We start from the raw sequence: 12,490 nt of genomic DNA, 5'->3' as shown, positions 1-12,490 counted from the left end.
GGGGCCCGGCACGCCGGACCCCGTTCCCTTCGTCTGATGGACGGGCTACTGCCCCGCGTAGGTCTCGACCTTGATCACCTTGACGGAGATCTGGCGGCCGTTGGGGGCGGTGTAGGAGGTCTCGTCGCCCTCCTTGAGGCCGAGGATCGCCTCGCCCAGGGGGGACGCCTCGCTGTACACGTCGAGCTTCGAGTTGGCCGCGATCTCGCGGTTGCCGAGCAGGAAGACCTCTTCGCCGCCGGCGACCTCGGCCGTCACGACGGTGCCGGGCTCGACGACGCCGGTGCTCTCCGGCGCCTCGCCGACCTTGGCGTTCTTGAGGAGCGACTGGAGGGTGCGGATGCGCGCCTCCTGCTTGCCCTGCTCGTCCTTCGCCGCGTGGTAGCCGCCGTTCTCCTTCAGGTCGCCCTCTTCGCGAGCGGCCTCGATGCGCTTCGCGATCTCCTCGCGGCCCGTGGTCGAGAGATGCTCGAGCTCAGCGGCGAGACGGTCGTACGCGTCCTGCGTGAGGAAGGTCTCGGGAGCGTCGTTGGACACGTCGGTCTCCTTCTTTCTAGGGCGGTGCTTGCGCAGCGCGATATCTTCCGCGGTTCCGCCCCTCTGGGGAACGAGCAGGGTGAGGCGGATAAGCCGAGACGCCCCGGCTCCAGCCAGGGCGTCTGCTTTCAGTCCGGTCAGACTACGGCACCCAGCACGAGTTGACCAAACCCGTCGTCGCCTCTGCGACGGTGGGTATCGTCTCGCGGAAAGCGCGTGCGTGCGTCTCGGATGCCGGGATCTCGACGACCTTCCACCCGACGACGCCGTGCTCGACATCCTGCGCCTCGATGGCGCACGCGACCGGCGATCCAGCGGGGGCGGAGATCTGGAACTCGAGCACGACGCTGTGCTCGTCGACGATCTGGAAGCCCGTCGTGTCGGCATCCACCGACATGAGCGCGCCGGCCACGGTCATCCAGGCGAAGGCCACGACCACGACGACCGCGACGACGATGACCGCGATCAGCCCGCGACGGCCTCCTCGGCGCGTGCGGCCGTACCGCTCGTCGAGCATCTGCTGCGTCGTCATGGTGGTCCCGTCGGGCGAATTAGGCTGGAGACTCCAGGCTAAGCGCTCCGCGGAACGAGGACCCGATGCACGCAGCGTTCGCCGCACTCCTGAGTGCGGCCTCGACCGCGACCCCCACGCCCACCCCGACGCCGGCGGTCGACCCCGACCTGGTGACGCCCGGCCCCTGGGGTTTCGTCGTGATCGCCTTCCTGGCGCTCGTCGTCATCGTCCTGGTGTGGGACATGATGCGCCGCATCCGCCGCGCGCGCATCCGCTCCGAGGTCGACGAGGAGCTGGATGCGGAAGAGGCGGCGGCGCGGCAGGGCGAACGGGCCGCCGAGGCGACCGAGACGGACGCCGAGGACATCGACCCCAAGGCGTAGCGGATGCCCGGGCCCGGGCATCCTGTCGTCGTCGGGCCGGTAGCGATGGCCAGCGGATGCCGGGGCCTGCGGCATCCTGTCGTCGTCAGGCCGGAAGCCCGAGCGACGGCGAGAACGGATGCAGCGCGATGATCGCGCACGCCGCCCAGTGGCAGAGGAACGCCAGCACCGTGCAGACGTGGAAGATCTCGTGGAAGCCGAAGTGCCCCGGCCACGGGTTCGGGCGCTTGAGGGCGTAGACGATCGCGCCGCCCGTGTACAGCAGGCCGCCGATGGCGACGAGGATCATCATGGCCGCGCTGGCCTGGAACAGCGGAACCACGTACATGACGGCCGCCCACCCCAGCAGGAGATAGAGGGCGACGTAGAGCCAGCGGGGCGCGTGGATCCAGAAGACCCGGAAAAGGATGCCGAGGAGTGCGCCGCTCCACACGAGGATCAGCAGCAGCGCGCCCTGCTGCGGCGGGAGGGCGAGGGTCGCGATCGGCGTGTAGGTCCCCGCGATCAGCAGCAGGATGTTGGCGTGGTCGATCCGCTTCAGGATCGCCTTGGTCCTCGGCTTCCAGTTGAACCGGTGGTACAGGGCGGAGTTGCCGAAGAGCAGCAGCGACGTGAGCATGAAGACGGCGCACGCCCACTTGGCGGCGGGTCCCTGGGCGAGCGCGATGAGCACGATGCCGGCCGCGATCGCGACGGGGAAGGTGGCGGCGTGGATCCAGCCGCGCCAGGTCGGCTTGAGCTCGGTCTGCGCGCTCGCCTCGGCGGCTTCGATCAGAGGAAGCTGCGGCATCTCCACGCCGTCGTCGAGCGGCGGCGAACTCTCGGGCGAACGGTCCACGCGAGAAGCCTACGGCGCTGTGTATTCCCTACGCAGTACGCACACCGCCGCGACCGGCGCGTGCGGGGCACGAGCGGTACGGTAGGCGAGTGACCGCGTCGAACGAGGGAAGAGGCCCCCTCTACCGGCTGTACATCAACCGGCTCCGGCGACAGCTCACCCCCGAGACCGTGCCGCGGCACATCGCGATGATGATCGACGGCAATCGGCGCTGGGCCAAGCAGCTCGGCTACGACTCCGCCGCCCATGGACACCGCGCGGGCGCGGCGAAGATGCGCGAGTTCCTCGGCTGGTGCGACGACATCGGCGTCCGCGTCGTCTCGCTCTACCTCCTCTCCACCGACAACCTCCGCAAGCGCGACTCGAAGGAGCTCGAGGATCTGATCCAGATCATCGCCGAGCTCGCCGATCAGCTCTCGCACGAGCGCGACTGGCGCGTGAAGCACGTCGGGCGCGCGGATCCGCTTCCCGCCGACCTCGCCCGCGTGCTCGCCGAGGCGGAGCAGCGCACCAAGGACAGGACGGGCATGCACGTCAACCTCGCGGTCGCGTACGGAGGGCGGGGCGAGATCGTGGACGCCGTGCGCAGCATCATCGCCGCGCATCAGAAGGACGGGGGCTCGCTCGAAGACCTCGCCGAGAGCCTCACCCCCGAGCAGATCGGCGAGCACCTCTACACCGGCGGTCAACCCGATCCCGACCTGGTCATCCGCACCTCGGGGGAGCAGCGGCTGAGCGACTTCCTGCTCTGGCAGTCGGCGCACAGCGAGTTCTACTTCGTCGAGGCGCTCGGTCCCGACCTTCGCGAAGTGGACTTCCTGCGCGCGATCCGCGACTACACGTCGCGGGATCGTCGCTTCGGCAGCTGAGCGAGCGGCCCCGGTTTCACGCGCTGACCGGGCCCGGACGCCTCGTCAAGCCCTCTCTGCACCCCGGTGCGGCCATGCCAGAATGGGGCGGTGACCGATTGGGAGTCCTATCTCGCCTCTTTCGACGGGGAACCCGGCTACCTCGATTGGGCGGCGTTCGGGCCTCTGGCGCCGAGCGTGCGCGCCGAGGTGCACGCCGACGCCGAGCTGCTGGGGTCGGGGCGTCCGTCGAGCATCGAGCTCGTCGCGGACCACTCGCGCGAGGCGCGGGAGCTCATCGCCCAGCTGCTGGGGGCGGATGCCGAGCAGGTCACGCTCCAGCCGTCGACGACGTACGGCCTCATGCAGGCCGTGTACGGGCTCGCCGGGGGGCTCATGATCTCGCGCGGCGACTTCCCGAGCCTCACCGTCGCGGCATCCCGCGCCGCTGACGCGCTCGGCTCGATCGAGCTGCAGTGGCTCGAGCCGGAGGGCGGCTACGTGACGCCCGAAGCGGTGCGCGAGGCGCTGACCGACGAGACCACCGCCGTCGGGGTCAGCCTCGTGGATTTCCGCACCGGATACCGCGCCGACCTCGCGGCTCTCCGCGACGTCATCGGCGACCGCCTTCTCATCGTCGACGCGATCCAAGGCTTCGGTGTCGTTGAGGCCGACTGGGCCGCAGCCGACGTGGTCTGCGGCAACGGCTACAAGTGGCTCCGTGCAGGCCGGGGGACGGGCTTCGCGTGGTTCGGCGACCGTGCCCTGGAGCGCATCGCCCCCGTCCTGTCCGGCTTCTCGGGCGTGGAGGGCGATCTGCCCGTCGACGCCGTTCCGCTGCCGGCGCCCTCCGCTCAGGCCTTCTCGGTCGCCACCCCCGACCACCTCGCCTTCGCCCGCCTCGTCGCGGGACTCCGTGACGTGGTCGACGTGGGTGTCGGCATGATCGAGAGCGAGCTCGTCGCACGGTCGGGCGATGTCATGTACTTCGCCGAGCGGTACGAGATCCCGGTCGTCACGCCGAGCGAGGCGGGGCGTCGCGCCGGCATCGTCGCTCTCGCACCCGCGCCTCAGGATGTGGCCCCGCTCGCGGCGTCGCTCGCCAATCACGGCCTCACGGTCACGGTGCGCTCCGGTCTCGTGCGGGTCGCTCCGCACGTCGGCACCGGTGCCGACACGCTGCGCCTCTTCGGCGATGCGCTGGCAGCGTTCTCGTCCGCGCGGGTGTGGTGAGCGCTTCCGGCCGATACCGCTGCTGAGGCGGATGCGCCGGATACCGGGGATGCGGCGGATGCCGGGGATGCGCCGGACACCGGGGATGCGGCGGATGCGCCGGATATCGGGGATGCCGCGGGTGCGGGTATGCGGCGGATGCGGCATCCCGGCGTCCACCGGAAATTCACACGCTCGTAATCCTGGGCCAGCGTGTCTGCAGTCCGCTGTCACATCGCCGCCGTAGTTTCATCCCAACGGGCAAGGAGCCCGTTCGAGTCGGCCGGAAAGATCGCGACTCGTGACTTTGGTCGACTCGCTGACTGCCGGGTGACGAACCCGGGGCGGGAGTGGGTTGTGACCACACGAGCACCACACAGGCAGTACCGCGAGACGACCGACGAGGTCGACGAGCTGGGGGAGGTGCTCAGGACATATGTGCTGGACACCTCGGTGCTGCTGAGCGATCCGCGGGCGTTCTTCCGCTTCGCCGAGCACAACGTCGTCATCCCGGTCGTCGTGATCACCGAGCTCGAGGGGAAGCGGCACGATCCCGAGATCGGGTACTTCGCGCGTCAAGCGCTGCGCCACCTCGACGAGCTGCGCGTCGAGCACGGACGCCTCGACTTCCCCGTCCCGGTCGGCGAGGGCGGCACGCTCCGCGTCGAGCTCAACAACACCGATGCCACCGTTCTGCCGTCGGGCATGCGCCTGGGGGACAACGACAGCCGCATCCTCGCCGTCGCCCTGCATCTCGCCCAGGACGGCCAAGAGGTCACGGTCGTCTCGAAGGACCTGCCGATGCGCGTGAAGGCCGCATCGCTCGGCGTCTCCGCCGAGGAGTACCTCGCCGAGCAGGCCGTCGACTCCGGCTGGACCGGAATCGCCGACCTCGACGTCTCGGGCGACGACATCAGCGACCTCTACGAGAGCGAGGTCGCCTCGAGTGAGGACGTCCTCGGTCTCCCCGTCAACACCGGCCTCATCATCCACTCCGAGCGCGGATCGGCCCTCGGGCGGGTCACGGGCGACGGGTCGTACCGACTGGTCCGCGGCGACCGGGAGGTGTTCGGCATGCACGGCCGGTCGGCGGAGCAGCGCATCGCGATCGACCTCCTACTCGATCCCGACGTCGGCATCATCTCGCTGGGCGGGCGCGCCGGCACGGGCAAGTCGGCCCTCGCCCTGTGCGCGGGTCTCGAGGCGGTGCTCGAGCGTCAGCAGCAGAAGAAGATCATCGTCTTCCGCCCGCTCTTCGCGGTCGGCGGGCAGGAGCTGGGGTACCTCCCCGGCGACCAGCAGGAGAAGATGAACCCCTGGGGTCAGGCGGTCTTCGACACGCTGGGCTCCGTCGTCTCGGCGAACGTCATCGAGGAGGTCATCGCGCGCGGGCTCCTCGAAGTGCTCCCGCTCACCCACATCCGCGGCCGCTCGCTGCACGATGCGTTCGTGATCGTCGACGAGGCGCAGTCGCTCGAGCGCAACGTCCTGCTCACCGTGCTGAGCCGCATCGGGCAGAACTCGCGGGTCGTCCTGACCCACGACGTCGGCCAGCGCGACAACCTCAGGGTGGGCAGGCACGACGGCGTGGCCTCCGTCATCGAGACGCTCAAGGGCCACGACCTCTTCGGGCACGTGACTCTCGTGCGCAGTGAGCGCTCCGCCATCGCCGCGCTCGTGACCGACCTCCTGGAGGCGGGCGAGCTCGCCTGAACACCGGCTGTGAGAGGGCTGGGATGCTGCGGCATCCCGGCCCTTTTCCGTGCATGCGGGCGCATGCAGAATGAGAAGAGTCTCATCCTCCTCTCCTCGTCCTCTCACCCTCGTCTGCGACGATTGATGAGGCACTCCGGTGGACTCCGGCGTGCCGAAGGGCGCCCTTCAGGGCCAGTGACACGGGAGCGACGAGTGGACGGACGAGCCGGATTCGCCGCCGGCGGGTTCATCGCCGGGGCTGCCGCCGTCGCTGTCGCCTGCGCGGTGACGCTGAGCAACAGCGCCGCGCTCGCCGACGCCCCCGGCGCCGCTGTGAACGTCGACGTCGTCCGCGTCACCCCCTCCGCCGCATCGCCGTCGGCGACCCCCAGTCCGACGGCGACTGCGACGGTCGTTCCCGTGGTCCCCGACATCCCCGCGCCCGTCTCGACCGCCGAGGTCGTGCCGGCGCCCGAACCTCAAGACGTGACCCAGGCCCCTGCTCCGGTGCAGCCGGCCGCCCCGGCGCAGCCCGAGACGCCCTCCGCTCAGCAGAGCGCGGCTCCCTCCCAGCAGGAGATCGCCGCCGATGCGCTGCGGTCCGGCTCGTGGGACCGTCTGCGCGCATGGGCCGAGGACCACGGCTGGACGCGCGAGCAGATCTCGCGCTGGGTCGCGAAATTGCAACGGCAGCTCGATGACTCCGACGCCACGACGTCGGGCACGAGCTCCTCACAGACCCCCGCGAGAGCGGGTGGCACATCCGGCAGTGACTTCTCGTCCTGGTCCGGATTGAAGAGAGATCAGTCGTCCAAGCCCCCACGAGGCGACTGACCCAGGGTTGGAGTCCCCCAGCTCCGGCCCTTTCCCAGCCCCCGGTGTCCCCCAGCACCGGGGGCTTCTCTTCGCCCCGGGGTCGTCATGAGCAGGGGAGCGGATGCCGCGGCATCCCTCGCCCGACGGAGTCGGCGGGATCACTCCTCCCGATAGCCGGGGCTGTCTCGAGCAGGGGAGCGGATGCCGCGTCATCCCTCGCCCGACAGAGTCGGCGGGATCACTCCTGCCGGTCGTCGGGTCGTCATGAGCAGGGGAGCGGATGCCGCGGCATCCCGCGTCTGACGGCGTCGGCCGGATCACTCCCAGCGGTAGCCGGCGCCGCGCACCGTGACGATGTGCTGGGGTCCGAGCTTGCCGCGGAGGTAGCGCACGTAGACGTCGACGACGTTCGAGCCGGGATCGAAGTCCAGGCCCCACACGCGGCTGAGGAGCTGCTCGCGACTGAGCACATGGCCGGGATTGCGGAGGAACTGCTCGGCCAGGGCGAACTCACGCGCCGACAGCTCCACCTCGCGCCCGCCGACAGTGGCGCGGCGAGCCAGGATGTCGAGCACGACGTCGCCGTGGACGAGCGAGGTCGAGGGCGGACCGGCGCTCTCGCGCAGGCGCGATCGCACGCGGGCGAGCAGCTCGTCGAACGTGAACGGCTTCGACATGTAGTCGTTGGCGCCCGCGTCCAGGCCCTCCACCGTGTCGCGGGTCGACGAGCGCGCGGTGAGCATGATGACGGGGACCGTGCTCCCGCGCGAGCGCAGCTCCCGGAGCACCTCGAATCCGTCCATCGAGGGCAGGCCGACGTCGAGCAGCACGAGGTCGATGTCGGGGCGCAGGGCGCGCTCGAGCGCCTCGGCGCCGTCGTCCGAGATCGCGGTGGTGTACCCCGCCGCCTCGAGTCCTCGACTCACGAAGGCGGCGATGCGGGGCTCGTCCTCCACGATGAGTATGCGCGTCATCCGGAGGCCTCCCGCTGAAGCACGACGTCACCGGCGCGGACGGGCTGGGGCAGCTCCGACGTCGGCAGCGGCAGGTGGATGGTGAAGGTCGCTCCGCCGCCCGGAGTGTCGGTGACGACGCACCGACCGCCGTGGCCCTTCATGATGGCGTCGACGATCGCGAGCCCGAGTCCGGAGCCGCCGACCGTGCGCTTGCCGTGTGCACGGTCGAAGCGCCGGAAGATGCGGTGGCGGGCCGCGGGCGGGATGCCGGGGCCGTGGTCGCGCACCCACAGGTGCGCGCCCTCGTCGTCGAGCGCGCTGCCGATCTCGATGGAGGAGCCCTCGGGCGTGTACTTGGCGGCGTTGTCGGCGAGCTGCAGCCAGGCCTGCAGCAGGCGGTCCTGGTCGCCCTGGATGACGCCGGAGGCCTGCTGCTGGACCCGCCACGTGTGGCCCTGGATCATCGCGACCAGTTCGCCGACGCGCGATGTGAGCGCGCCGAGGTCGACGTCGCTCATCGCGAACTGCTCGCCCTCCACCGCCGCGAGCAGGTCGATGTCGTCGACGAGACGCGTCATGCGGTCGAGCTCGGCGATGCCGATGTCGCGCGCGCTCTCCACGTCGACGATGTCCTTCGGGTTCATCATCTCCAGGTAGCCGCGCACGATCGTGATCGGCGTCTTGAGTTCGTGGCGCACGTCGTCGAGGAGCTGCCGCTGCACGTCGACCGATCCCTCCAGGCGATCGAGCATCGAGTTGACGGTGCGGGTGAGGTCGGAGATGTCGTTGTTGCCCTGCTCGGGAAGCCGCGGGGACAGGTCGGTGATCGTGATGGAGTCGGCGGTCTCGCGGATGTGGCGGATCGGCGAGAGCAGCCGCCCCGCCACGAACCAGCCGACGACGCCGATCGCCAGCACCATGGCGATGGCCGCGATCCAGTACGTCGTCACCGCAGCCGTGACGGGCGCGAGCTCGGCCCCGAGGTCGACGGCGCGGATGTAGACGGCGCTCCGGGGGTCGTTGGGCATCTCCATGGGGATGGCGATGTAGCGGAGAGAGCCGTCGTCGGTCGCGGCCGTGCCCTTGACCGGCCCGCCCTTCTCCTCGACCTCCGCGACGGCGCGGTCGATGAGCGCCTGGTTGTCGGCGATGTTGAAGCCCGACAGCGTCTCGGGGATGTAGCGGGGCCGACCGTCGATGACGCCGACGGCGGCCTCGTTGCGTCCCGTCACGAGCACGCGGACGACGGCTTTCAGGTAGTCCTGCACGTTGTCGTACTGGGTTGCGTTCAGCTTCTCGACGTCACCCGAGCCGGTCGTGTCGGTCTCCGAGGTGTCGGCTGTGCCGGCGACGGTGCGCATGACGTCGATCTGCGCCTCGAGGCGGTCGTCGATGTCGGACAGCACGCGCTCGCGCTGCACGAGGAAGGTGACGCTGCCCACGATCGCGAGGCCCACGCACGCCACCGCGAGGATCGCCCCTAGGATGCGTGCGCGCGCCGAGATGGGCCGGGGCGAGCGCGTCATTCCCTGATTATCGTCCTGCCCCGGCTCCGGCGATACGCGGTGCGCTCCGCATCATCCGGGATGCGTCATCGAGAGCAGGTCGAGCTTCTCGTCGAGCTGCTCGAGGGTCAGCTCGCCCCGCTCGACATAGCCGAGGTCGATGACCGCCTCGCGGACGGTGATGCCCTTCGCGACGGAGTGCTTGGCGATCTTCGCGGCGGCCTCGTACCCGATGAGCTTGTTGAGCGGCGTCACGATGGACGGCGACATGCCCGCGTAGGCGGCGGCGCGCTCGATGTTCGCCTCGAGACCGTCGATCGTCTTGTCCGCGAGGATGCGCACCGAGTTCGCGAGGAGTCGGATCGACTCGAGCAGCGCCGTGCCCATGACGGGGATGGCGACGTTGAGCTCGAAGAGGCCCGATGCGCCGGCCCACGCGATCGTCGCATCGTTGCCGATGACGCGCGCGCACACCATGAGCGTCGCCTCGGGGACGACGGGGTTGACCTTGCCGGGCATGATCGACGACCCGGGCTGCAGGTCGGGGATGTGCAGCTCGCCGAGGCCCGTGTTGGGGCCCGAGCCCATCCACCGCAGGTCGTTGTTGATCTTGGTGAGCGACACCGCGATCGTGCGGAGGGCACCGGATGCCTCGACGAGGCCGTCGCGGTTGGCCTGGGCCTCGAAGTGGTCCTTCGCCTCGGTGATCGGCAGCTCGGTGTCGGCGACGATGAGCTCGATGACCTTCTGCGGGAAGCCGAGCGGCGTGTTGATGCCCGTGCCGACGGCGGTGCCGCCGAGCGGCACCTCGGCGACGCGGGGGAGCACCGCCTGGACCCGCTCCACGCCGAGGCGGATCTGGCGGGCGTAGCCGCCGAACTCCTGCCCGAGCGTTACGGGCGTGGCATCCATGAGGTGCGTGCGACCCGACTTCACGACGGTCTTCCACGCCTCGGCCTTGGCCTCGAGCGAGACGGCGAGGTGGTCGAGGGCGGGGATCAGGTCGTCGATGAGCTCCTGCGTCACGGCGATGTGCACCGAGGTGGGGAAGACGTCGTTCGACGACTGCGACGCGTTGACGTGGTCGTTGGGGTGCACCGTGGACCCGAGGTCCTGCGTCGCGAGCGTCGCGAGCACCTCGTTCATGTTCATGTTCGACGACGTGCCGGAGCCCGTCTGGTAGACGTCGATCGGGAACTGGTCGGCGTGCTCGCCGGCGATGATGCGGTCGGCGGCGCGGCCGATGGCGTCGGCGATCGCGCCGTCGAGGGTGCCGAGCTCCTTGTTCGCGAGCGCCGCCGCCTTCTTGATGCGCGCGAGCGCCACGATCTGCGCGGGGTCGAGGGCATCGCCCGAGATGGGGAAGTTCTCGACGGCGCGCTGCGTCTGCGCCGCGTAGAGCGCGTCCTTGGGCACGCGCACTTCGCCCATCGTGTCGTGTTCGATGCGGTACTCGGTGTCGGTCACGTCTTCGTCCTCCGGAGTGGGTGTGGGTCAGGCGGCGTCGGAGACGTCGCCCACGATGATGTCGGGCACGGCGGTGCCCTCGGAAAGCCGGTAGTTCGCGCCGACGATCGCGAGGCGACCCTCGGCGACGGCGTCGCTGATGAGCTCCGACGAGTGCAGCAGATCGGCGACGGTGTCGCGGAGGTGCTCGCGGCCGACGGTCTCGGCGTCGATCTCCGCGCCGTGCTCGCGGCTCTGGATGACACGGCGTACGGCCGGCACGATGGGGGCGATCTGCCGCCAGATGTGCGGAGGCAGGGCCGGAGCATCCACCTGCGTGCTGTCGATGGCGGCGCGGACGGCACCGCACGCGTCGTGACCCAGCACGACGATGAGCGGCACCTCGAGCACCGCGACGGCGTACTCGAGGCTGCCGACGACGGAGTCGGAGATGACCTGGCCCGCGTTGCGGATCACGAAGAGGTCGCCGAGGCCCTCATCGAAGATGATCTCGGCCGCGAGGCGGGAGTCCGAGCATCCGAAGAGGGCCGCGCGCGGCCGCTGCCCGTCGGCGAGCTCGTGGCGGCGCTCCACGTCCTGACGGGGGTGCTGGGGCGAGCCGTCGACGAAGCGCGCATTGCCCGCGATCATCTCCTGCCAGACCTCGCGGGGCGTGGCGGCCTGTGTCATCGGAACACTCCCTCTGTCGTGTGGATGTCGGTCATGAGAGCCGGGCGGGGGTCGTGCGGCATCACGACCCGTTCTGCAGCGCGCGGATCTGGTCGGCGACGCCGGCGGCGGCGCGCTCGGCCGTCTTCTGATCGGTCGAGCCGTAGATCAGCACCGTGTCGGCACCCGCCTGCGTGCCGAGGGCGATCGAGACGTTGCCGGCACGCGCGGGGTCGGGGATGTCGTACACGTCCCACACGACACCGTCCACCGTGACGGTGCCGTCGGTGCCGGCGCCCTTGAGCACACGGGCCGGCCAGGACGGATCCGCGTCGAATCCCTGCGCGACGCGGAGGTAGCCGGATGCCTCGTCGGGCACGTAGACGATCGTCCAGGCGCTCACCGAGTCGCCCTCGAGCGTGGCCGAGTTGGCCAGCCACGTGTCGGGCACCTCGGGGACGATGACAGTGCGGTCCTCGGACGACGCGATGGTCTTCGCCACTGCGGCGACGTCGACCGCCTTGGCCGGCGGCACCTCGCCGCGCGGAACCGCGAACACGATGACGACCACGACGGCGAGCGTCGCCAGCAGCGCCGCGATCAGGTTGCGGGTGTTCTGGCTCGACCGGTATGCGGCAGAGAATGCGGCCTTGCGCGCCGCGGTCTCCTCCGGCGTCTCGGGTCGGCCGAGCTCGGCGACGACCCGTGGTCCCTTCGCCATCACGCCTCCGCGGCCTCCGGGGTCGAGCGGGCGGCGTCGAGCCGGCGCTTCGCGCCGAGCAGCCACTCCTCGCAGCGGGCCGCGAGGGCCTCGCCGCGCTCCCAGAGCGCGAGCGACTGCTCCAGCGTGGGGGCGCCCTGCTCGAGCTCTCCGACGACGCGGATGAGCTCGTCGCGCGCCTGCTCGAACGACAGAGTCGCGACGTCGGGAAGCTCCTCGCTCGACACGCTCATGACGTCCATCTTAGATCGGCGGTCCGACGGCCTTCCGCCGGGTCGCTCGCTGTCGAGCGATCCGTGCCTGGACTCGGTTCAGTGCTCCGACGGCCTTCCGCCGGGTCGCTCGCTCTC

The 12,490-nt window shown here is 70.2% G+C and carries 14 protein-coding genes; 5 read left to right on the top strand and 9 right to left on the bottom strand.

Features of this window, described 5'->3' with window-relative positions:
• Nucleotides 1-45: 45 nt before the first annotated feature.
• Together greA and AAIB33_RS08890 are read right to left on the bottom strand one after the other, a co-directional pair.
• Nucleotides 46-537 carry a transcription elongation factor GreA gene (greA, locus tag AAIB33_RS08895; protein WP_345803178.1) on the bottom strand — a complete coding sequence of 164 codons (492 nt, stop codon included), beginning with the start codon at nt 535-537 and terminating at the stop codon, nt 46-48.
• A gap of 142 nt (nt 538-679) precedes the next feature.
• A complete protein-coding gene (locus tag AAIB33_RS08890) occupies nt 680-1,069 on the bottom strand; it encodes a DUF4307 domain-containing protein (protein WP_345803177.1) in 390 nt (129 codons plus the stop codon).
• 65 nt (nt 1,070-1,134) lie between these two features.
• Here AAIB33_RS08890 and AAIB33_RS08885 point away from each other — a divergent pair, with 65 nt between their 5' ends.
• A complete protein-coding gene (locus AAIB33_RS08885; protein WP_345803176.1) occupies nt 1,135-1,434 on the top strand; it encodes a hypothetical protein in 300 nt (99 codons plus the stop codon).
• An 85-nt stretch (nt 1,435-1,519) separates the two neighbouring features.
• Here AAIB33_RS08885 and AAIB33_RS08880 read toward each other — a convergent pair whose 3' ends face one another.
• Entirely contained in the window at nt 1,520-2,224 is a 705-nt protein-coding gene (locus AAIB33_RS08880; RefSeq protein WP_345803410.1) for a hemolysin III family protein, read from the bottom strand.
• Between the two features lie 137 nt (nt 2,225-2,361).
• Between AAIB33_RS08880 and AAIB33_RS08875 the strand changes: the two genes are divergently transcribed.
• The 4 genes from AAIB33_RS08875 (at nt 2,362) to AAIB33_RS08860 (ending at nt 6,861) form a co-directional block, all read left to right on the top strand.
• Nucleotides 2,362-3,141, top strand: a complete 780-nt coding sequence (locus AAIB33_RS08875; protein WP_345803175.1) for an isoprenyl transferase — start codon at nt 2,362-2,364, stop codon at nt 3,139-3,141.
• 90 nt (nt 3,142-3,231) lie between these two features.
• On the top strand, nt 3,232-4,353 hold the full coding sequence (locus tag AAIB33_RS08870) for an aminotransferase class V-fold PLP-dependent enzyme (RefSeq protein ID WP_345803174.1): 1,122 nt from the start codon (nt 3,232-3,234) through the stop codon (nt 4,351-4,353).
• Nucleotides 4,354-4,689: 336 nt separating this feature from the next.
• Nucleotides 4,690-6,045 (top strand): PhoH family protein, encoded by a 1,356-nt coding sequence (locus tag AAIB33_RS08865; protein WP_345803173.1) that lies wholly within the window; start codon nt 4,690-4,692, stop codon nt 6,043-6,045.
• Between the two features lie 195 nt (nt 6,046-6,240).
• Nucleotides 6,241-6,861 (top strand): hypothetical protein, encoded by a 621-nt coding sequence (locus AAIB33_RS08860; protein ID WP_345803172.1) that lies wholly within the window; start codon nt 6,241-6,243, stop codon nt 6,859-6,861.
• 299 nt (nt 6,862-7,160) lie between these two features.
• On the opposite strand, the gene AAIB33_RS08855 is transcribed toward AAIB33_RS08860, so the two are convergent.
• The 6 genes from AAIB33_RS08855 to AAIB33_RS08830 all read right to left on the bottom strand — a co-directional run bounded on the left by AAIB33_RS08855 (nt 7,161) and on the right by AAIB33_RS08830 (nt 12,382).
• Nucleotides 7,161-7,817, bottom strand: coding sequence for a response regulator transcription factor (locus AAIB33_RS08855; protein WP_345803171.1), 657 nt, complete (start codon nt 7,815-7,817; stop codon nt 7,161-7,163).
• Nucleotides 7,814-9,325 (bottom strand): ATP-binding protein, encoded by a 1,512-nt coding sequence (locus AAIB33_RS08850; protein WP_345803170.1) that lies wholly within the window; start codon nt 9,323-9,325, stop codon nt 7,814-7,816. The genes AAIB33_RS08855 and AAIB33_RS08850 overlap by 4 nt, the downstream gene beginning before the upstream one ends.
• 51 nt (nt 9,326-9,376) lie before the next feature.
• On the bottom strand, nt 9,377-10,771 hold the full coding sequence (locus AAIB33_RS08845; protein WP_345803169.1) for a class II fumarate hydratase: 1,395 nt from the start codon (nt 10,769-10,771) through the stop codon (nt 9,377-9,379).
• Nucleotides 10,772-10,798: 27 nt separating this feature from the next.
• Nucleotides 10,799-11,440, bottom strand: coding sequence for a carbonic anhydrase (locus tag AAIB33_RS08840; RefSeq protein ID WP_345803168.1), 642 nt, complete (start codon nt 11,438-11,440; stop codon nt 10,799-10,801).
• Nucleotides 11,441-11,501: 61 nt separating this feature from the next.
• Complete coding sequence (locus AAIB33_RS08835) at nt 11,502-12,140, bottom strand: DUF4245 family protein (RefSeq protein WP_345803167.1); 639 nt, start codon at nt 12,138-12,140, stop codon at nt 11,502-11,504.
• Nucleotides 12,140-12,382, bottom strand: a complete 243-nt coding sequence (locus AAIB33_RS08830; protein WP_345803166.1) for an exodeoxyribonuclease VII small subunit — start codon at nt 12,380-12,382, stop codon at nt 12,140-12,142. The genes AAIB33_RS08835 and AAIB33_RS08830 overlap by 1 nt, the downstream gene beginning before the upstream one ends.
• Between the last annotated feature and the right edge of the window lie 108 nt (nt 12,383-12,490).

Origin of the sequence: Microbacterium sp. AZCO (genome assembly GCF_039614715.1) — a bacterium.
In the GTDB taxonomy this organism is placed as follows: domain Bacteria; phylum Actinomycetota; class Actinomycetes; order Actinomycetales; family Microbacteriaceae; genus Microbacterium.
The sequence above is the reverse complement of the archived record's forward strand: the minus strand, read 5'-3'. Positions and strand labels throughout refer to the sequence as shown.

Bases quoted from the DNA above. Each gene is read 5' to 3' on its own strand.
- AAIB33_RS08890 (WP_345803177.1), bottom strand. From the start codon at position 1,069: ATGACGACGCAGCAGATGCTCGACGAGCGGTACGGCCGCACGCGCCGA.
- AAIB33_RS08885 (WP_345803176.1), top strand. From the start codon at position 1,135: ATGCACGCAGCGTTCGCCGCACTCCTGAGTGCGGCCTCGACCGCGACC.
- AAIB33_RS08880 (WP_345803410.1), bottom strand. From the start codon at position 2,224: ATGCCGCAGCTTCCTCTGATCGAAGCCGCCGAGGCGAGCGCGCAGACC.
- AAIB33_RS08855 (WP_345803171.1), bottom strand. From the start codon at position 7,817: ATGACGCGCATACTCATCGTGGAGGACGAGCCCCGCATCGCCGCCTTC.
- AAIB33_RS08850 (WP_345803170.1), bottom strand. From the start codon at position 9,325: ATGACGCGCTCGCCCCGGCCCATCTCGGCGCGCGCACGCATCCTAGGG.
- AAIB33_RS08840 (WP_345803168.1), bottom strand. From the start codon at position 11,440: ATGACACAGGCCGCCACGCCCCGCGAGGTCTGGCAGGAGATGATCGCG.
- AAIB33_RS08835 (WP_345803167.1), bottom strand. From the start codon at position 12,140: ATGGCGAAGGGACCACGGGTCGTCGCCGAGCTCGGCCGACCCGAGACG.
- AAIB33_RS08830 (WP_345803166.1), bottom strand. From the start codon at position 12,382: ATGGACGTCATGAGCGTGTCGAGCGAGGAGCTTCCCGACGTCGCGACT.